Here is a 20311-nt window from a genome sequence, read left to right as displayed (position 1 = left end):
CTTTTTGATAGCATCCACGTCTGCTTGCGTCTGAACACAACCTGTTTTTTCACTAAATTCTGATTTTGGTGTGATAGTTGGTTTTACTTTACGTAAATTTTCGATACTTGGCTCCCAGTCAACTACTAGGTCAGTTATGACTCTAAAGTTATTTAGAGGTGAAATTCTCATGCTTTCCGGGTTTTCATACTCTTCAAGTAGCTCTTCCATCTTAGTATCACAGGCAAGGTATGAGTGTCCATTTACGCGAACTCCACACGCACCGCATATCGCCATACGGCAAGCTGCTGTGAAATTTAGCGTGATGTCCTTTGTGCGTTTGATGTATTGAAGTAGGCTAAGTAGAGTTTGACCTTTGACTTCATCTATCCTAAGCTCATAAGTTGATTCGTATTTTTTCTTTCCGTCAAAACGGTCTATGATAAATTTCATTAGTATTTCCTCTCTTCGACTGGATATTTAGTGATAACGACGTCTTTATACGCAAGTGTCGGTTTGCCGTCTTTTAGCGTAACGATACTGTGTTTTAAGAAATTGACATCGTCGCGTTTAGGATAGTCCTCTCTAAAGTGAGCGCCACGACACTCTTTGCGCTCAAGCGCGCCAAGACATGCACAACGAGCTAGCATGATAAGGTTACCAAACTCAAGGTAGTCAATGAGCGCTGTGTTGTAAGTCATGTTTGGATTTGGAATTTTTAGTGCGTCGTATTTTGCTTGGAACTCTTCTAAGCTTTTTGCGTGTGCTTCTAGCTTGTCGCCAGTTCTATAAATTCCCATGTTATCCCAGTTTTGTTTGCCAAATTCTTCTCTTAGGTCATACATCTCATTTGATGTACCACCACTTGTTATCTCTTTAAATTTAGCTTGCCATTTTTGAGCTAGTTCACGAGCGTGTTTGCCTGAACCAAAGCTTGTTCTGTTTGCTGCGTATTCGCCAGCTCCCTCACCTGCTAGTTTACCCGTTACTGTTGTATCTGTTAGGCTGTTACCACCTAGGCGGTTTGCACCGTGTATAGAGGCACATGATGTCTCACCAGCGGCAAATAGACCAGGAAGATGAGTGCTCATATCATCAAATTTAGCTATTTCTATACCACCCATAGAGTAGTGAGCTGTCGGGCGGATAGGGATAGGCTCTTTTACTAAGTCCATACCGTCAAATAGTAGTCCAACGTGGCGGATTTGTGGTAGTTCGTTCATGATCTGCTCTTCGCTTAGGTGAGTAAGGTCAAGTAGTACATATGAGCTCATGCCCTCGCCAAATGCGTTGCCAAGTCTGATTTCTGTCTCGATAGAACGAGCAACGATATCACGAGGTGCAAGCTCCATACGTTTTGAGTATTTACTCATGAAACGTTCGCCTTTGTTGTTTATAAGCTTTCCACCTAGACCGCGTGCCGCTTCAGTAATAAGCGCGCCACCAGTTCTTATACCTGTTGGGTGAAATTGAAGCATCTCTGGATCTTTAAACGCTAAACCAGCACGCAAAGCTGCTGCGATACCATCACCTGATGCGTTAAATGGAGTGCTTGTGCGGTTAAAGAAAACCCTTGTATATCCGCCAGTTGCTAAAACTACGGCTTTTGCAAGCACAGGAGTAACATCACCTGTTTGCATATCTAAAAGCACAGCACCTTCGCACTTATCGCCATCCATAGCAACATCAAGCAGGTAGTGATCTAGTAGAAATTTAACACCTTTTGTGATAGCCTCATCAAGACAGGTGTGCATAAGGATTGAGCCTGTTTTATCGGCTGCGTAGTTACAGCGCTCATATTTTGCACCACCAGCAAAACGGCGTGCTACTGTGTTGTTCTTTTGTCTGTTAAATGGCATGCCAGCGTAGTCTAGCTCATGGATAGCCTCTGTTGCTTTTTCAACAAATTTGATGATAGCATCTTGATCGCCCAAAAAGTCGCTACCCTTTACTGTGTCATACGCGTGAAGCTCGTGGCTATCACCGTGTTCAAAGTCGATAACGCCGTTTATACCGCCCTCAGCCATACATGTCGCGTTTCTGGAAGGCATACCTTTGTTTACAACCACTACGCTTAAGTTTGGATACTTTTTTCTAACCGCAACAGCAGCTCTAAGTCCTGCTCCACCTGAGCCGATAACCAAAACGTCAACGCTTGGCAGGCCATCTTTGTTGCCGCTGTCTTTTTTATTGTCGGCAGCTAGCGCACTTACACCGCTACCGCTAGCAGCTAAAGCTCCGACGCTAATACAGGCGGATTGAAGAAAATCTCTTCTGGTAAATTTTTGTTCACTCATTGATAATCCTTTGAACTTTGAAATTTTTAATAATGGTAAAACCACACGCTTGTTCTGACATTTTTTAAGCCCATTTTGATAAAGACTTTTATTTTTCTTAATTGATTAATTTAGTTTAAGAAATTAATTTCAGAATGGTAACTGAAAAATTAATATAAGTCAAATATTATTTTATATATAATTTCATAAGATTAAAATTATCAAAATAGGAGCCAGATATGAATTTGAGGCAGATGGAATTGGTTTTAAAAACAGCAGAACTAAAAAGTTTCACAAAAGCGGCAAATGAACTAAAAGTGCCACAGCCCTCGCTCTCGCAAAGTATATTAAATTTAGAAAAAGAGATAGGAATGCCTCTTTTTAACCGCACGACTAACCCCGTTTCTTTAACTCACGCAGGAGAGATTTACTGTCAAAAGGCAAGACTTGTTTTTGATATTTTAAATGATTTAAATTTGGAATTATCAGAGATGGGTGGAGCTAAAAGCGGTAAAATTCGTATAGGATTTTCTCAAAACGGATATATTATGACACCGGATGTTTTGCCTAAATTTTGTAAGAAATTTAATAAAGCTAGCATTAAAATTTTACAAGTTTTTTCGACTTTAAAAATTCGAAAAATGTTGATAGATGACGAGATAGACCTTGGTATGCTTATACTTCCTATCGATACAGAGGGATTAAAATATGAGATTATCAAAACGCAAGAGATGTTTTTAGCTCTACCGATCCTACATCCGTTGTCTCAAAAATACAAAGGTCAAAAAAATCCAAAAATTTCATTAAAAGACGTTAAGGATGAGAAATTTATACTTCCTAAACAAAATCAACGAAGTAGAATTTTGTTTGATGAAATTTTTAAAAGAGCAAACATTAAGCCTGAAATTCTTTGTGAAACAGAAACATTTGACATAGCAAACTCTATCGTCGCTTCAGGTGTTGGAGCATGCTTTACGATACCTGAGTTTATCAAAGAAGATAAAAAAGACAAGATAACCCTGTTTGACATTAACGAGCCAAGTCTTAACAAGACCCTTATATTAGCCTATAAAGAGGATAAAAAGCCTTCAAATTTAATGCTTGAGTTTATCAAAATGGCAAAAGAGTGCTAAAAATTTAGCCTCTTTTTATAAATTTAACTAAAGAAAATTTCAGGCTTTAGTCTTAGCAAGCAAGCATACGCTCCAAGCGCGCTTTGCTCTCTTATGTAGCTTCTATTTCCGTTTAGAAGTAGCCTTTCTACGACGATATTTTTATCGCTAGACATTGCGCCTACAAAGACTGTTCCAACCGGCTTTTGCTCGCTTCCGCCATCAGGTCCCGCGATACCGCTTATAGCAAGTGCAAAGTCTGAATTTGCCGAATTTAAAGCACCGCTTAACATGGCTCTTACACACTGTTCGCTAACGGCTCCGTAGGTATTTAAAATTTCGTTATTTACACCAAGCCAGCTGTGTTTTATCTCGTTTGCGTAAGTTACTAACGAGCCGTCAAGTATTGCTGAAATTCCCCCAAACTTTGCTAGTCTAGCGACGGTTAAACCTGCCGTGCATGACTCGGCAAAGGTGATCTTTTTACCTGTTTTTATAAGTTTTTGTGCGATAAATTTAACAGGATCTCTTTCTTCGATTATCTTTTGTGAAAATAGAGTTCTTGTTCCTTGCATAAAGCCCTCTAATTGACCGAATTTATTTGCCTCGGCTCTGATTAAAACCATACTTTGCGTGCTTTGTGTGAGGTTGATCTTGATCTCGTAAGTCTTAGCAAGTGGCTCTAGTAAAATTTTTGCACTTTCGGCATCTATGTCAAAGAGGTTGAAGTAGCTAAAACTTCGATCATTTTTTAGTAAAAATTCGCCTATTTTTTCAGTTGGATTTGCTTTTATGAGGTTGATTTTTGCGTTGTTTAAATTTATGACAAAACTATTGTTCTTAAAATTTAAAACATTTTTTGGAACAAGGGTATTGGCGTCTTTTAGTTCAAGTGTATCTTCGCTTAAAGTAGCTAAAATTTTAGCAACCGTAGCAAATGAGTCATCTGAGCCAAATATGCTTAAAAGCTCATATCGCTTTGATAAATTTTCTATTAAAAACGGTAATTCTTTATTGTTTTTGGGGCTAAAATTTAGCTCGACAAGTTCGCCAAAGTGCTCCTCATAGCTTGAAAAAATATAACTTAAAAATTCGTTGTTTATGCGTAAATCATCGCCAATTATTAAAATAGCATCCTTCATATTAACTCCTTTTTGGTTTAATTATAGCATTTTTTATCTCTTTGGCCATGTAAAAACTAGCTGTTTTCAGTGCGATTTAACCCATTTTTAGCTAAAATTAACAAATTTTAATTATCACTAAGGTAAATCAATGGACTACAAAGACACCCTATTACTCCCTTTTACGCAATTTCCTATGCGCGGCAATTTGCCGGAAAACGAGCCAAAAAGATTAGCCTCATGGCATAATGAGCGCAAAATCTACGAAAAAATGAAAAAAAATAGACAAAACGCAACTCAAAGTTTTGCCATACACGATGGACCTCCGTATGCGAACGGACACCTACATATCGGACACGCGTTAAATAAAATTTTAAAAGATATTATTACTAAAACTCATTATTTCTTCGGCGAAGATATACGTTATGTTCCAGGCTGGGACTGCCATGGTCTGCCTATAGAACAACAAGTTGAAGTTAAGCTTGGCGAGAAGAAAAAAAGCATGAGTAAAAGCCAGATAAGAGAGCATTGCCGTGCTCATGCGCGTGAATTTATAGACATTCAGCGCGAAGAATTTAAGTCGCTTGGTGTTATCGGTGACTTTGAAAATCCTTACCTAACGATGAAATTTGAATTTGAAGCCGACATATACCGAGCGCTTTGCGATATAGCAAAACGAGGGCTTTTATGTGAAAGAAGCAAGCCTGTTTACTGGAGCTGGGCGGCTAAGTCGGCTCTTGCGGAGGCAGAAGTCGAATATGAGGACAAGGAAGACTACTCGATATATGTGGCATTTGCTCTTGATAAGGACGCATTAGAAAAGCTTGGTGTAAAAGAGGCAAAAGCTGTAATTTGGACGACAACCCCTTGGACGCTTCCTGCAAACCAAGCTATAAGCTTAAAGCCTGATGAAATTTATGTCCTTACAAGTGAAAATTTAATCTTTGCAAAACCTTTGCTTGAGAGCGTAGTAAAACTAGGTATAACAAAAGGTGAAATTCTAAAAGAATTTGTTTCAAATGATATCGAGGGCTTATATGTTATAAACCCTTTAAATGACCGTAAGTCGCAGTTTTTACTTGGAGAGCATGTTTTGATGGACGGCGGAACCGGTCTTGTTCATACGGCTCCAGGACACGGCGAGGATGACTATTACGTAAGTCTTAAAAACGGCATAACAGAGGTTATTATGCCTGTTGATGACGGCGGACTTTATGACGAGACATTGCGTGCTAAAGGGCTTTTTAGAGCTGACGTGGTAGATGAGTTTGTAGGGGTTCATATCTTTAAAGCAAACGAAAAGATCATAACCATCTTAGGAAATAGCTTGCTTCACTGTTCTAAATTTATACACTCTTATCCACATTGCTGGAGGACACACAAGCCGGTTATCTACCGTGCAACAAAGCAGTGGTTTGTAACCATGGATGAGCCTAAGCTTGACGGCAAAACACTTCGTGAAGTGGCACGTGCTCAGCTTGAAAATGTGAAATTTTATCCTGCCGTTGGCGTAAAAAGAATAGGCTCAATGGTGGAAAATCGCCCGGATTGGTGTATCTCTCGTCAGCGCGACTGGGGTGTGCCGATAGCGTTTTTTAGGCATAAAGATACAAAAGAGCCGATATTTGACGCGGATATTTTGGAAAATATAGCAAATATATTTGAGCAAAGGGGAGCTGATGCTTGGTGGGATCTTGAAATTTCAGAACTTTTACCAAAAACAAGCAAATACGAAGCTGATAAATTAGAAAAAGTAATGGACATACTTGATGTTTGGTTTGATAGTGGTTCTACGTGGAGAGCGGTATTAAACAGTCGTCATTACGATGCGGGAGCATATCCTGCAAGTATGTATTTGGAAGGTTCTGACCAACATAGAGGTTGGTTTCAAAGCTCTCTTTTGGTAAGTACTGCGGTAAATTCTCATGCACCTTATAAGAGTGTTTTAACTCACGGCTTTACCGTTGATGAAAACGGTCAAAAGATGAGTAAAAGTAAAGGCAACGTCGTAGCTCCGCAAGATGTAGCCAAAACTTACGGTGTTGAAATTTTACGTCTTTGGGTTGGTTTAAGTGACTACTCAAGCGACCTTAAGATCAGTGATAACATCCTAAAACAAGTAAGCGAACAATACAGAAAGATAAGAAATACTATAAGATTTTTACTTGCAAACGTTAGTGATCTAGATGAGATTAGCACAGAATTTGGACTACTTGATAAATGGATATTAGGACGTGCAAAACGTGCATTTGATGATGCTAGTAGATGTTTTGCGGCGTATGATTTCTCAAAAGGCTTTAATATACTTTTAAATTTCTTATCTGCGGATCTAAGCGGAATTTATCTTGATGTTTGCAAAGACCGCCTTTACTGTGACGCTAAAGACGGCGCAAGACGCAAGAGTGCACAAAGTGCGATGGCTCTTATAACTCGCTCTCTTTTGCCACTTATAGCCCCAACACTTACATACACGGTTGATGAGGTTATGGAGTATGCGCCCGATATCGTTAAAAACGGTGCGATCGATGCGTTTGATCTAATATACTCGCCTCTTGAGATAGAATTTAGCTTTGAAGACGAACTTCTTTTTGCAAGTAGAGAGAAATTATTTGAGATGATCGACGTGCTTAAAAAAGATAAAAAGATAAAATCAACACTAGAACTTATCATGCAAACAACTTCAGATAAGATCTTAGGCTATGATGCGAACGAGATAGCTGATATTTACATGGTAAGCGCGGTTGAAAAATTTGATGATGCCGACTCTTTGGGTGAATTTGAAGTTAGCGATGAGAAATTTAAAATAACCCTAAGCAAAGCTCACAAATGTCCAAGATGTTGGAAATTTAGCGCTCAAAAAGATGGTGATACATGCCCAAGATGTGCGGAGGTATTAAACGGTGTTTGCTGAGCCTGTTGCCTTTTCAACCGTTGTGATAACGGTCGCGATCGTTTGTGTTTTTACTGCGGCCGGTATAGTTTTAGTAAATAAATTTAAGGAAAATAGATGATAACTTTAAAAGAAGCTTTAAAGCTTTCAAGCGAGGAGATAAAAAATTTACGTGCCGAGCTTGAGGCTGAAATTTTAGCCAAAAAAGAGCTTGGCGCCTATGTCGAGCAGCTTATAAATTCGCCTATTTCAAAGCTTGGCGAAGGAATTCCGATAGCGATAAAAGATAACATTCAAGTTAATGGCTGGGCAGTAACGAGTGGTTCTAAAATTTTACAAGGTTACGTCGCACCTTATAATGCTACCGTCATAGAAAAGATGTTGGCGGCAAATCTTTCCCCGTTTGGTAGAGCAAATATGGACGAATTTGCTATGGGTAATACGACCGAAAGTAGCTTTTATGGACATACGTTAAACCCGTTAAACCATGCTCACGTTCCTGGCGGAAGTAGCGGTGGTTCGGCAGCTGCGGTTGCAGGAGGTATCGCTATCGCTGCACTTGGAAGTGATACAGGAGGCAGTATACGTCAACCTGCTGCATTTTGTGGATGCGTGGGCTTTAAGCCAACTTACGGAAGAGTTAGTAGATACGGACTTGGTGCTTACTCAAGCTCACTTGATCAGATCGGACCTATAACCCAAAATGTAGAAGATGCAGCTATCTTATACGATATCATAGCCGGTCATGATGAGCGCGATAGCACGAGCGCAAATGTTGGGTTTAAAAGTATTGCCGATAAGATAAACGGCGATAGGAAGCTTACGATATGTGTTATAGAAAACTATGTAAATAACGCAAGCGAGGAGACCAAAAAGGCGCTTTTAAGTGCGGTTGATAAGCTAAAAGCCAATGGGCACAATATCATCTATAGAAATTTAGAAGACTCAAAATACGACGTTGCGACCTATTATATCATCGCAACCGCCGAAGCTAGTGCAAATTTAAGCAGATATGACGGAGTTAGATACGGCAGACGCGCTGAAGCTAAAAATTTAAAAGAGCTATATCTAAACTCAAGAAGCGAAGGTTTTGGCGATGAGGTAAAAAGAAGAATTTTACTAGGAACATTTGTTTTAAGTAGCGGATACTATGACGCTTACTATATTAAAGCACAAAAAGCAAGAGCGCATATCAAAGCACAATACGAGAAAATTTTAAGCGAAGCCGATCTTGTTTTCATGCCGGTTTCTCCAACCACAGCGCCAAAATTTGGTGCTATGAAAGACCCGTTAACGGCGTATCTAAGTGATATTTATACTATAAGTGTAAATTTATCAGGACTTCCTGCGATCTCCGTGCCTGTAGGAAGCGATAAAGACGGTTTAAATATCTCGGCTCAATTAATCGGCAGAGCATGGGATGAGCAAAGTGTGATAGACGGTGCAAAAAGTTTAGAAAATTTAATAAAAGGATAAATATGAAGATAGTTAAGAGAGCTTTGACCTTTGAAGACGTGCTACTTATGCCACAGTATTCTGAAGTTTTACCAAAGCAAGTTGATATAAAGGCTCGTTTTAGTAAAAACGTCTCGCTAAATATCCCTATCGTATCAGCAGCCATGGATACCGTAACAGAGCACCGCGCTGCTATCATGATGGCAAGGCTTGGCGGTATCGGAGTTATTCATAAAAATATGGACATCGAAGCACAAGCAAGAGAGGTAAGACGTGTTAAAAAGAGCGAAAGCGGTGTTATAATCGATCCTATATTTATAAAACCAGACGCAACTGTAGGAGAGGCGCTAAATTTAATGGCGGAACTTCATATTTCAGGTGTTCCAGTGATAGATGACGACCATAAACTTATAGGAATTTTAACCAACCGCGACCTACGCTTTGAGACTGATAAAACAACTCTTGTTAAAGATCGTATGACAAAAGCACCGCTTATCACCGCCCCAAAAGGCTGCACTCTTGATGACGCTGAGAAAATTTTCTCTCAAAATCGTGTGGAAAAACTTCCTATCGTTGATGAAAATGGCAGACTTGACGGACTTATAACCATAAAAGACCTTAAAAAGCGCAAAGAGTATCCAAATGCAAACAAAGACAGTTACGGAAGACTTAGAGTCGCAGCTGCGGTTGGAGTAAACCAGCTTGATCGTGTAGAGGCTCTTGTAAACGCCGGTGTTGATGTTATAGTTATGGACTCTGCTCACGGACACTCAAAGGGAATTATCGATACGCTTAAAGAGATAAAAGTTAGATTTGACGTTGATGTTGTGGTTGGAAATATCGCAAATCCAGCAGCCGTTAAAGACCTTGCAGAGGCAGGAGCCGACGGCATAAAAATAGGAATAGGACCAGGATCTATTTGCACAACTCGTATCGTTGCAGGTGTTGGCGTGCCTCAAATTTCAGCTATCGATGACTGTTCGGCAGAAGCTAAAAAATACGGTATACCAACTATCGCCGACGGTGGTTTAAAATACTCCGGCGACGTAGCAAAAGCACTTGCTGCGGGAGCTAGTTGTGTTATGGCTGGAAGCTTACTTGCTGGATGTGAGGAGAGTCCTGGTGAGGTTATAACCTTCCAAGGTCGTCAGTATAAAGTTTATCGCGGTATGGGAAGTATCGGTGCGATGACAAGAGGAAGCTCTGATAGGTATTTTCAAGAAGGAACAGCGCAAGACAAGCTAGTTCCTGAGGGCATCGAGGGTCGTGTTCCTTTTGTAGGAAGCATGAAAGATGTCATACATCAACTTATCGGCGGTCTTAGAAGCGCTATGGGTTATGTTGGCGCAAAAGACATACAGTCTTTACAAGAAAGAGCTGAATTTGTCGAGATAACAAGTGCAGGCCTTAAAGAGAGCCACGTTCACGATGTTGTCATAACACATGAAGCACCAAACTATAAAGTGAATTAATGCTAAATTTAAAGACCGGTAAATACGAATTTAAAGAGCCGCTATATCTTGAAAGCGGACGGATATTAAGTTCGTATGAGCTGGTCTATGAAACATACGGTGAGTTAAATGAAGATAAAAGCAATGTCATAGTTGTTTGTCATGCACTCACCGGCTCTCATCACGCTGCCGGTCGTTACGACGGAGATAGTAAAAACGGCTGGTGGGATGGGCTTATCGGTCATGAAAAGGGTGTTGATACTAGTAAGTATTTTGTTGTTTGCGTTAGTATACTTGGCTCTTGCTATGGCTCTACATCGCCGCTTAGCATAGATGAAAGTATAGGTAAAGAGTATCGTTTAAATTTCCCTGTTCTTACTATAAGTGATGTTGTAAAAGCGCAAATCAACCTTTTTAAAAAGCTAGGCATACAAAAGGCTCATGCCGTTATCGGCGGAAGTTTGGGCGGTATGCAAGCACTTTGCTTTGCTATAGAATTTCCTGAATTTGCAAAAAAGACCATAATTTTAGCAAGCACTTATCAAAGCAAGCCTTGGGCGATAGCTTTTAATAAGATCGCGATTGAAGCCATTAGGCGCGATCCTGAGTTTAAAAACGGTCAATACGATGAAAGTTTTATTAAACAAAATGGCTTAAATGGACTTGCTTACGGTCGTATGGCAGGGCACATAAGCTTTTTAAGTCCAAGCTCGATGGATGATAAATTTGGTAGAAATTACGTAGAGACAGATGGACTTTATGAGCTTTTTGGGCGTTTTCAAGTTGATAGATATATGGAGTATAACGGTTTTAACTTTCCAAAAAGATTTGATCCGCTAAGTTATTTATATATAGCCAAGATGATGAATATCTTTGATTGCACCAGGCATTATGACACACTTGAGAGTGCACTCAAACATGTTAAGTCACAAATAACTCTTATCTCATTTAGTGGTGACATGCTCTTTCCTCCTGAGTGCATGAGTGAAATTCACGATGCCTTTTGTAAGATGGGGCGAGGCGCACAAAGCGAATACATCGAGATAAAGAGTGATTACGGGCACGATGCGTTTTTAGTTGAGATAGATAAATTTGATATTTACGTAAAAAGAGCCTTGGAAAGATAAATTTAAAGGAAAGATATGGGCGAGCAAACTGGCGAACAAAATTTTGAAGATAAGATAAAAATGGCGGAAGAAATTTTAGCTAAACTAGACAAAGATGAGCTAAATATCAACGAAAGCTTGAAGCTTCATAAACAAGGCAAAGTTTTGCTTGATGAAGCGCGTAAAATTTTAGAAAACGCAAAACTTAGCATAGAGCAGGTCGATGAGTAAGATAGCGATTTTACAGCTTCCTACACTTCCTTTGAGTGAAGCTAGGTTGGATTATTATCTTAAAATTTGCAAGGACAGAGAAGCGCATCTGGTTTTGCTTGGCGAATACGTTTTAAACAGCTTTTTTAAAGAGCTTGAAAGCATGCCAAAGCACATCATAAAACAACAAAGTGAAGAGAAAAAAAGGACACTTTGCGAGCTTAGCAAAAGATATGAGCTAAACATTATCGCACCCATTGTTATGAGCGAAAATGAAGGCTTTGTCAAGGGTGTGGCTAAATTTTCAAACGGACAGTTTAAATTTATAAAACAGCAAATTTTAATGCCATACACTCACTGGAACGAGGCTAAATTTTATGCAAATAAAATAAATGACGAGCTTAGTTTTTTGACGTTTAAATATGAAAATTTAAAGATAGGCGTTGCCTTTGGCTATGAGGCGCATTTTGATGCTGTTTTTACGAATTTGATGCGAAAAAAGATCGACGTGCTATTAATGCCTACGGCAAGCACGTTTGATAGTAATTCGCGTTGGCAAGAGCTTTTAAAGCTTCGTGCTCTTATGAACGGAATTTTTATCATTAGGGCAAATCGTATCGGCTCGTATAAAACTAAGGGCGCAAAAGACGATGAAGCATGGAAATTTTACGGAGATAGTCTTGTGGTTTCTCCTTTTGGCGAGATAGCAGATAGACTTGGCGCGGATGAAGGCGTGTTGATAGCAAATATCAATAAAAAAGAGATCGCAACCGCAAGAAGCACCTGGTGTTTTAACGCTATAGCGAGTAAATTTCTTTGAGGCACGGGACAAATTGAATATCGCAGAAGATAAAAAGCGCTGTGAGTGGTGCGAAAAAGACGACCTTTACCGTGCATATCATGATAACGAATGGGGCGAGATAGTGCGCGATGAGAGGCTTTTGTTTGAGTTTATCGTGCTTGAAATGATGCAAGCAGGGCTTAGCTGGCACACGATACTTAAAAAACGAGAGGCGATGAGGGTTGCGTTTGATGATTTTAAACCTGAAATTTTAGCAAAATACGACGAAGGTAAAATTTCAGAGCTTTTGCAAACAGAGGGAATTATAAAAAATCGCCTAAAACTAAATGCTCTAAGTGCAAATGCTAAAGCATTTTTATCTATTCAGAGTGAATTTGGTAGTTTTTTTGATTATATTTGGAGTTTTACAAACGGTGTTAGGATAAAAAATAATCTAAATGAAATTTCGCAAATCCCGGCTAGATCCGAGCTTAGTGATCAAATTTCAAAAGATATGAAAAAGCGCGGTTTTAAATTTTTAGGAAGTGTTACGGTGTATTCGTTTTTGCAGGCCATCGGCGTCATCAACGATCATTTAAGCTATTGCTTTAAGGCAAAAGATAATTTATAAGAAATAAAGGCTAAATTTTGAAAAAAGTTCATTTTATAGGCATAGGCGGTATCGGCATTAGCGCGATCGCTAGATTTTTAAACGAAAAAGGCTACACGATAAGTGGTAGCGATATAAAAGAGAGTTCAACCACTAAACAATTAAGACAAGAGGGCATACAGGTCATTACTCCACACTGCAAAGAAGCGATAAAAGATCAAGACTTTGTGGTGTATTCAGCTGCGATAAAAGATGATAATATAGAACTAAAAGAGGCAAGAGAGCGCGGGATAGAGTGCTTTTCGCGAAAGGAAATTTTACCTTTCGTGCTTGAGGGTAAAAAGGTGTTTTCGGTTGCCGGAGCACACGGTAAAAGCACAACTAGCGCCATGCTTTCAAGCCTTATCGAAGGCTCTGCGATAATCGGAGCCGTTTCAAAACAGTTTGGCTCAAACATGAGATACGAGCCAAGTGTTAATGTTGTATTTGAAGCCGACGAGAGCGACTCTAGCTTCCTAAACTCAAACCCTTATCTTGCCGTAGTTACTAATGCCGAGCCCGAACATATGGAGCATTACGACTACGATATCGAGAAATTTCATGCTGCTTATAGGGGATTTTTAGAGCGCGCTAAGGTTCGCGTGATAAATGCCGAGGATGAGTTTTTAAGTACATTAAAGCTTGATGCGTTGCGACTTTATCCAAGTATTGATATAACGGATATGACGATGGTTGTTAGGGATTTTCAGCCATATACTAGCTTTAACCTCAAAAATTTAGGTAGATTTGAGGCTTACGGCATGGGCAAGCATATAGCCATCGATGCTTCTTTAGCGATTTTAGCGGCACTTGATGAAATTTCACTAAAGCAGATCAAGCAAAATTTTGCAAACTATAAAGGTATAAAAAAGCGCTTTGATATACTTTGTGCAGATAAAAATTTCGTCTTGATAGATGATTATGCACATCATCAAACCGAGATAAAAGCTACCTTAAATTCAGCCTTTGAGTATGCAAAACTACTTGGACTTTCGCGTGTCGTGGCAGTCTTTCAACCACATAGATACACAAGACTAAGTGCAAATTTAGAGGGCTTTAAAGAGTGTTTTAAGGACGTTGACGAGCTTATAATACTTCCGGTTTATGCTGCAGGAGAAAAGCCTGTTGATATTGATATGAAGGCTGAATTTAAGGACTATAACCCGATATTTACCGACTGCATAACTCGCGTTGATAATGCGATCGAATTTACTGATGAATTTGGTGTTAAAAACCGCTTGGCTGACGGGCTTGTTATAGGATTTGGCGCGGGAGATATCAGTGTGCAGCTTAGAGGCGGGTATTAATGAGTGAAAATTTGTTAAATTTGGCGCAAAATTTTAACCACGAAAACGAAAATAAAATTTTAAACCTCATAGCAAAAGGTGAATTTACAGATGAAGAGATAAAAGCTCTTTTGGATCTAAATAAAAAAGATATAAATATCGCTCTTTCAAAGCACACAAATTTAAAAGATGAATTTATAGAAATTTTAATCGAAAATAGCGTTTACATGGTGGTTTCTAACATAATAAAATTTCAAAATTTAAATGAAAAAAATAGAGAAAAATTAATAGACAAAGTAACGAAAATGCCTGAATTTTACAAGGATGTCATTCGTGATTTAAAGGAGGGCAAATGGTAAGAGAGGTTATATTTTTCTTAGGTATCGCGATATTTCTTGGCGCGATATGGATGATAAAAGACGAAAACATAAGCAAAAAAATCAAAATCATAATTACCGTTGTGATAATTTCTAGTGGAATTTTCGCTTATATTTACGAGACAAAAAAGCTAGATACCGCAGATAAAAACTTACAGCTTTTAGCGGAATTTAGACAAGGCAAGAGCTTGGTTTGCGGCGATATAAATGTTACAAATGAAAAATTTAACTACGAATTTGGCACATCATGTTTCATGCCAAAACGAGAATTTAAAGAGCTTAGCGGACTTGTGATAAAAATTTCAGACTGCGAGAGTGCAAAGTGATAAACGAGAATTTAAAAGCCATCATCTCAAAAATGGACTTAAGTGAGTATATGTCCCGCTTTGAAGAGCTTTTGTCTCGTCCAAAACCGCTTTTTATGCAAGGTGACAGCAAGATACATTTTGAAAATATCAAAGAGCTCTCACGACACGACTATGAGCCTCCCCAAAAAAGCGTTAGTCTTGATGATGCGCTTATGCGTCTTGGTAAGCAGGCTGTTTTACATATCAGTGAGATAAATGAATTTGCTAAAATTTTGAGGTATTTTTTGTATTTAAAGACACTAAATTTCGAGTCAAGACTAGGCGAATGGCTCTTAAAGATCGAGCTTGAACAAAACATGCATGATCTAGCCCAAAGCTTTGACAAAGAGGGTGAGTTTAAAGACAGTGTGGATGTGAGATTTGCCGAATTAAAGCAAGCCTTTGCTATGAAAAAACAGCAAATAGACGCTGAATTAAAACGCATAATATACTCAAAAAGCATAACTCCTTATCTTGTCGATACGCAGGTGCATTATGTAAATTCGCAAGAAGCTTTGCTGGTTAGAGGCGGCTTTAACCATGTGCTAAAAGGCGTTGTGGTATCACGAAGTGCAAGCGGATATTTTTATGTTACACCAACTGCGATAGATAAGCTTAAAAAGGAGCAAAGTGAGCTTATAGATAGGCGTGAAGAGATAGTTTACGAACACTGTAAGCGCTTAAGTGGCGTGATGAGTAAGGTGCTGCCATTTTTGAAATTTATAAACTCTGCTTTTGATCAGTTTGACGCATATCAGGCGCGTGTTGCAATGGCTAAGAGATATGACTTTAATTTTTTGTTAAACGATAATTCACACGATATCATTTTAAAAGAATTCGCTCACCCAGCACTTAAAAACCCAAAACGCGTGAGTATTGATTTTAGTAAAAAAGTCTTGTTGATAACGGGTGTAAATGCCGGCGGAAAGTCCATGCTTTTAAAATCCATAATAAGCGCGACATTTCTTTCAAAATACCTTTTGCCTTTTGGGGTTAATCCAAACGGCTCCAAGATCGGCACTTTTAAAGAATTTGACGCTATTATAGAAGATCCGCAAAATGTCAAAAACGACATCTCTACATTTGCCGGAAGAATGCTTCAGTTTTCAAAAATTTTTACAAAAAAATCCTTACTAATAGGCGTTGACGAAATAGAGCTTGGAACTGACTTTGAAGAGGCTGCAAGCCTTTATAGCGTGATAATAGAAAAATTAATCGCACAAGACGTGAAGATGATAATAACCACGCACCACAAACGACTGGCTATGCTTTTATCTAAAAACAACGAGGTCGAGCTTGTGGCGGCGCTTTACGACGAGGTTGCACAGCGTCCTAAATTCGAGTTTTTAAAGGGGACTATCGGTAAGTCTTATGCCTTTGAAACAGCTCAAAGATACGGTATACCTATGACTTTAGTCGCTAAGGCAAAAGAGCTTTACGGCGAAGACAAAGAGAATTTAAATGAGATCATCACAAAGACTTTAAATTTAGAGAGCGAGCTTAAAGACAAGCTAGAAAGTGCAAGTAAAAAAGAGCTAAAGCTTGAGAATTTACTAAATGAGGTAAAAGAACAAAAAGAGCGTGAGCAAAAGCGCATCGAGCAAACGATAAGCAGGCTGGAGCTTGAGTACTTCAAGGCGATAAACGAAGCGAAAAAAGCCGTAAATTTAAAAGATACAAAAGATAAACAGCGTGCCATAAACAAGGCTCACGAGCAAAAAAGTTCTATCAAAAAGCCTCAAAGTGTAAAATTTGAAGAGTTAAAAGTAGGCGATAACGTAAAATACGGCAATGTAAAGGGCATCGTACAGGCTATAGCAAAAGATGAAGCGACTGTTATAAGTGAGGGGATAAAACTTAGACTCCCGCTTTCTGGACTTCGTAAAAACGGCAATCCCGTGCAAGCACCGAAGCCGGCCGTAAAATTAGCCATAGACAGACCAAGGTCGGCTAGCTTAAACCTTGACTTGCACGGTCTTAGGGCTGATGAAGCCATTGATAAGCTTGATAAATTTATAAGTGATAGTTTGGTTATGGGTTTTGATGAGGTGATCGTATATCACGGTATAGGCACAGGTCGACTTGCATGGGCTGTGAAAAATTTCTTAAAAGCTCACCCAAGTGTTAAAGAATTTTTTGACGCACCTCCGAGTCAGGGTGGATTTGGTGCAAAGATCGTTAGATTTTAAGTGTATTTATAGATAAAGTGATGGTAAAATATCAAGAAAAAGGGCGGCAATAAAATGTTTAATTACGAAAGACAATTGCAAACAGGGGCTATAAAAACAGCTGTCATTGCGCTTAGTATTATTGGTTTGCTCTTTTTGCTTGTAAGTTCGGCGGTTTTTTACTACAAATACTCAAATGCAACTATAAACATTGGTTACAATGCCGACAAAAAGCTAGATTTTATAACTGAAGTGTATGTTCACTACTTTGTAAACGAGGGCGAACAAGACATTAAGAAATTTCAAAATTTTATCAACGGTAGCGCAGTCGGCGACATCGTGCTTCTTAAAAATAACCCAAGACGAGATGGATATAGGGTGTTTGCCTCAAGTAGTAGCGAATTTGAAGTAGGCTCAGTATTTAAAGAGCGCGACTGTGTTGGGGTAAATAACCATGATTTTCATCAAGACTACTACTATCGTCGCTCCCTTCCTGATAATGTCGTTTTGACATGTAAATTTGTAACCGTGGGTGATTACATCGTTGGATTTAAGGGAATTTTTAACCAAAATATAACAGGCTTTAGAGATAAATACTTTACCGAATGGGCTGTCCAAAATTTAACGTTGGTGTTTTCGCTTATTATATTTGGAACACTTTTGCTTGTTTTTGCAACGCTTTGGTTTATATTTATCTATCTTGACGCAAAATATCGATATCAAAAAATGCATGAAAATGATACAGAGCGCATAAAAAATTTAACTTTTGAACTATATACAGACCCTGCAACGGGACTTTTAAACAAACAATCTCTAATCAGAGATATCGCAAAAGCGCAAAATCCAAAGGTTGTTTTGATAGATATTGATGACTTTGGTAAGATGAATGATCTTTACGGCAAATTTGTCTGTGATAAAATTTTAAGCTACATGGCAAATTTGATAGATGACTTTGCTAAAAAAGAGGAGATGGTTGCTTACTGTATAGGTGCTGACACCTTTGCTTTACTTGAAGACGGGTCGTTTTTTATAGATAGATATGAAGAGCTTGCTGAGGATCTTTTGGGTCAGTTCAAGGGCCGTGTTATAAGTGTGGAAGACGAAAATGGCGATATGATAGAAGGTATCGAGGTAAATACAAGCATAGGCTTTTCGATAGATAATGACCAAACGCTAAGAAAAGCTTCGATCGCACTAAAGATGGCTAGGGCTTTAAACAAAGACTACATGTGCTACTTTAAGGGACTAAGTCAAAAAGACGACTACGAAAACCAGATCGAACGCTCTAGGCTTATACAAAGAGCGATCATGAACGGCAATATCGTTCCGTTTTACCAGCCGATATTTGATGCGGATAAAAATATCTTAAAATACGAATGCCTGATCAGAATAGTAGATAGTAATGAAACTGTCTCCCCGTATCTTTTCCTAGATATATCAAAGCGTGTCAAGCGTTACGCAGAGCTTGAAAAGCTACTTATTAAAAAAAGTATAGAAAAGCTAAAGTCAAATCCAGACATTATAATCTCCATAAATTTAAGCAGTAGAGATATGACTGATGGCGATGTGAGTGCTTATCTTTTAAATTTATTAAACCGCGAAAATGTAGCTGATCGTATAGTCTTTGAGATCGTTGAAGATGAGAGTATAGAGCATCTTGATAGGGCGACAATGTTTATAGACAAGGTTAAAAATTTGGGCGCTAAGATCGCTATTGACGACTTTGGATCGGGGTATTCAAATTTCTCTTATATCTTAAAGCTAAGACCTGACTATCTAAAAATAGACGGCTCCTTAATAAGAGAACTTGATATAAATAAAGACGCATATGTAGTTACACGCGCTATAGTTGCGTTCGCTAAAGATATCGGCATAAAAACTATCGCAGAATACGTCCATTCAAGGGATATTTTTGAGATATGTAAAGACCTTGGTGTTGATGAATTTCAAGGCTTTTATCTTGGAGCTCCTATGGAGGGCGAAAATATTTGAACGCTGCCGAACTTTTAATAAATTTACTTAAATTTAAGTCAATAACCCCACACGATGATGGTTCGCTAAAGTATATAGCGGAGTTTATGAGCGAATTTGAGTGTAAATTTATAGAAAAAAACGGTGTTAAAAATTTAATTTTAACCAAGAAATTTGGTGATGGTAGGCATATTTGCTTTGCGGGTCATATCGATGTAGTTCCTAGTGGCGATGACTGGAGTAGTGATCCTTTTTGCCCTGTTATAAAAGATGGCTATATTTACGGTCGTGGCTCGCAAGATATGAAAAGCGGCGTTGCGGCATTTTTGCTTGCTTGTAAAAATGCAAAAAATTTTAATGGACAAATTACTATTATAATAACCAGCGACGAGGAAGCAGAGGCGATATATGGCACGCAAGAGGCGCTAAAATTTCTAAAAGAAAATGACGCATTGCCAGAATTTGCTATAGTTGCCGAGCCTACGTGTGATAGCGTGTTTGGCGATACGATAAAGGTTGGAAGACGAGGTTCTATAAATGGTAAAATAGTGATTAGGGGCAAGCAAGGTCATGCCGCTTATCCTGAAAAATGCATAAATCCCGCCCATCAGCTTGCTAAAATTTTTGACAAGATCGCAGGTTATAACTTGGATAGCGGAAGTGAATTTTTTAGTCCTAGCAAGATAGTCATCACAGATATTAGAGGCGGTATGCAAGTATGCAATGTAACTCCAAATGAAATTTCTATCATGTTTAATGTGAGAAATTCAGATCTTACAAGCAAAAATGAGATTAAAGAGTATCTAAAAAATGTTTTAGACGGGCTTAGTTACGAGCTTAGCTTAAAACAAAGCTCACAACCGTTTTTAACCGATAAACATAGTGTTGTTGTGACAAAGATGAGTGATAGCGTCTTTAAGGTGTCCAAAACCAAACCCTCGCTTAACACAAAAGGTGGCACCAGTGACGCAAGATATCTAGCTAAATATGGTATAAACGTGGTTGAATTTGGAGTAAGAAACGATAGAATTCACGCCGTTGATGAGAGGGTTTTAGTAGAAGAAGTAGATAAGTTATATCAAATTTTTCTTGACTTTATAGAAAATTTTAACGATTAGCTTACTAAAATTTG

The 20311-nt window shown here is 38.7% G+C and carries 17 protein-coding genes; 14 read left to right on the top strand and 3 right to left on the bottom strand.

What is annotated here, in order from left to right:
- Positions 1-432 (bottom strand): 2Fe-2S iron-sulfur cluster-binding protein (locus tag CCAL9328_RS01555; protein WP_169972113.1); only part of this gene is annotated, 432 nt, incomplete at its 3' end.
- The gene (sdhA, locus tag CCAL9328_RS01550) at positions 432-2276 is read right to left on the bottom strand and encodes an 8-methylmenaquinol:fumarate reductase flavoprotein subunit (protein WP_169999847.1); all 1845 of its coding nucleotides are present in this window, start codon (positions 2274-2276) and stop codon (positions 432-434) included. The genes CCAL9328_RS01555 and sdhA, both read right to left, overlap by 1 nt.
- A 218-nt stretch (positions 2277-2494) precedes the next feature.
- Between sdhA and CCAL9328_RS01545 the strand changes: the two genes are divergently transcribed.
- On the top strand, positions 2495-3388 hold the full coding sequence (locus tag CCAL9328_RS01545) for a LysR family transcriptional regulator (RefSeq protein WP_169972111.1): 894 nt from the start codon (positions 2495-2497) through the stop codon (positions 3386-3388).
- Between the two features lie 23 nt (positions 3389-3411).
- Here the strand turns inward: CCAL9328_RS01545 and CCAL9328_RS01540 are convergent, their stop codons facing one another.
- Positions 3412-4509: a CinA family protein gene (locus CCAL9328_RS01540; protein WP_169999846.1), complete on the bottom strand. Its 1098-nt coding sequence runs from the start codon at positions 4507-4509 to the stop codon at positions 3412-3414.
- 130 nt (positions 4510-4639) lie between these two features.
- Between CCAL9328_RS01540 and ileS the strand changes: the two genes are divergently transcribed.
- From ileS to dapE, 13 genes are all read left to right on the top strand, one after another.
- Positions 4640-7399: an isoleucine--tRNA ligase gene (ileS, locus tag CCAL9328_RS01535; RefSeq protein ID WP_169999845.1), complete on the top strand. Its 2760-nt coding sequence runs from the start codon at positions 4640-4642 to the stop codon at positions 7397-7399.
- 96 nt (positions 7400-7495) lie between these two features.
- On the top strand, positions 7496-8854 hold the full coding sequence (gene gatA / locus CCAL9328_RS01530) for an Asp-tRNA(Asn)/Glu-tRNA(Gln) amidotransferase subunit GatA (RefSeq protein ID WP_169972108.1): 1359 nt from the start codon (positions 7496-7498) through the stop codon (positions 8852-8854).
- Between the two features lie 2 nt (positions 8855-8856).
- Positions 8857-10305, top strand: coding sequence for an IMP dehydrogenase (gene guaB / locus CCAL9328_RS01525; protein WP_169999844.1), 1449 nt, complete (start codon positions 8857-8859; stop codon positions 10303-10305).
- Positions 10305-11411 carry a homoserine O-acetyltransferase MetX gene (metX, locus tag CCAL9328_RS01520; RefSeq protein ID WP_169999843.1) on the top strand — a complete coding sequence of 369 codons (1107 nt, stop codon included), beginning with the start codon at positions 10305-10307 and terminating at the stop codon, positions 11409-11411. Before guaB ends, metX begins: the two co-directional genes overlap by 1 nt.
- 15 nt (positions 11412-11426) lie before the next feature.
- Positions 11427-11621, top strand: coding sequence for an exodeoxyribonuclease VII small subunit (gene xseB, locus CCAL9328_RS01515; protein ID WP_169936070.1), 195 nt, complete (start codon positions 11427-11429; stop codon positions 11619-11621).
- Complete coding sequence (locus CCAL9328_RS01510; protein WP_169999842.1) at positions 11614-12420, top strand: carbon-nitrogen hydrolase family protein; 807 nt, start codon at positions 11614-11616, stop codon at positions 12418-12420. The genes xseB and CCAL9328_RS01510 overlap by 8 nt, the downstream gene beginning before the upstream one ends.
- A 13-nt stretch (positions 12421-12433) precedes the next feature.
- Positions 12434-13012 carry a DNA-3-methyladenine glycosylase I gene (locus tag CCAL9328_RS01505; protein WP_211436817.1) on the top strand — a complete coding sequence of 193 codons (579 nt, stop codon included), beginning with the start codon at positions 12434-12436 and terminating at the stop codon, positions 13010-13012.
- Between the two features lie 17 nt (positions 13013-13029).
- The gene (gene murC, locus CCAL9328_RS01500) at positions 13030-14337 is read left to right on the top strand and encodes a UDP-N-acetylmuramate--L-alanine ligase (protein ID WP_169999841.1); all 1308 of its coding nucleotides are present in this window, start codon (positions 13030-13032) and stop codon (positions 14335-14337) included.
- On the top strand, positions 14337-14675 hold the full coding sequence (locus CCAL9328_RS01495) for a hypothetical protein (RefSeq protein ID WP_169936076.1): 339 nt from the start codon (positions 14337-14339) through the stop codon (positions 14673-14675). Before murC ends, CCAL9328_RS01495 begins: the two co-directional genes overlap by 1 nt.
- Complete coding sequence (locus tag CCAL9328_RS01490) at positions 14669-15019, top strand: hypothetical protein (RefSeq protein WP_169972103.1); 351 nt, start codon at positions 14669-14671, stop codon at positions 15017-15019. The genes CCAL9328_RS01495 and CCAL9328_RS01490 overlap by 7 nt, the downstream gene beginning before the upstream one ends.
- Before the next feature lie 32 nt (positions 15020-15051).
- Entirely contained in the window at positions 15052-17229 is a 2178-nt protein-coding gene (locus CCAL9328_RS01485) for an endonuclease MutS2 (RefSeq protein ID WP_211436818.1), read from the top strand.
- A gap of 54 nt (positions 17230-17283) precedes the next feature.
- Positions 17284-19200: an EAL domain-containing protein gene (locus tag CCAL9328_RS01480; protein WP_169936082.1), complete on the top strand. Its 1917-nt coding sequence runs from the start codon at positions 17284-17286 to the stop codon at positions 19198-19200.
- A complete protein-coding gene (gene dapE / locus CCAL9328_RS01475) occupies positions 19197-20297 on the top strand; it encodes a succinyl-diaminopimelate desuccinylase (RefSeq protein ID WP_169936084.1) in 1101 nt (366 codons plus the stop codon). The genes CCAL9328_RS01480 and dapE overlap by 4 nt, the downstream gene beginning before the upstream one ends.
- Positions 20298-20311 lie beyond the last annotated feature (14 nt).

The sequence above is a fragment of the Campylobacter sp. RM9328 genome (genome assembly GCF_012978615.1).
Note: the sequence above shows the minus strand (reverse complement) of the source record. Positions and strands in the feature narration are given on the sequence as shown.

Bases quoted from the DNA above. Each gene is read 5' to 3' on its own strand.
- CCAL9328_RS01495 (WP_169936076.1), top strand. From the start codon at position 14,337: ATGAGTGAAAATTTGTTAAATTTGGCGCAAAATTTTAACCACGAAAAC.
- guaB (WP_169999844.1), top strand. From the start codon at position 8,857: ATGAAGATAGTTAAGAGAGCTTTGACCTTTGAAGACGTGCTACTTATG.
- CCAL9328_RS01510 (WP_169999842.1), top strand. From the start codon at position 11,614: ATGAGTAAGATAGCGATTTTACAGCTTCCTACACTTCCTTTGAGTGAA.
- metX (WP_169999843.1), top strand. From the start codon at position 10,305: ATGCTAAATTTAAAGACCGGTAAATACGAATTTAAAGAGCCGCTATAT.
- gatA (WP_169972108.1), top strand. From the start codon at position 7,496: ATGATAACTTTAAAAGAAGCTTTAAAGCTTTCAAGCGAGGAGATAAAA.
- ileS (WP_169999845.1), top strand. From the start codon at position 4,640: ATGGACTACAAAGACACCCTATTACTCCCTTTTACGCAATTTCCTATG.
- CCAL9328_RS01480 (WP_169936082.1), top strand. From the start codon at position 17,284: ATGTTTAATTACGAAAGACAATTGCAAACAGGGGCTATAAAAACAGCT.
- xseB (WP_169936070.1), top strand. From the start codon at position 11,427: ATGGGCGAGCAAACTGGCGAACAAAATTTTGAAGATAAGATAAAAATG.
- CCAL9328_RS01485 (WP_211436818.1), top strand. From the start codon at position 15,052: ATGGACTTAAGTGAGTATATGTCCCGCTTTGAAGAGCTTTTGTCTCGT.
- CCAL9328_RS01490 (WP_169972103.1), top strand. From the start codon at position 14,669: ATGGTAAGAGAGGTTATATTTTTCTTAGGTATCGCGATATTTCTTGGC.
- CCAL9328_RS01540 (WP_169999846.1), bottom strand. From the start codon at position 4,509: ATGAAGGATGCTATTTTAATAATTGGCGATGATTTACGCATAAACAAC.
- sdhA (WP_169999847.1), bottom strand. From the start codon at position 2,276: ATGAGTGAACAAAAATTTACCAGAAGAGATTTTCTTCAATCCGCCTGT.
- CCAL9328_RS01545 (WP_169972111.1), top strand. From the start codon at position 2,495: ATGAATTTGAGGCAGATGGAATTGGTTTTAAAAACAGCAGAACTAAAA.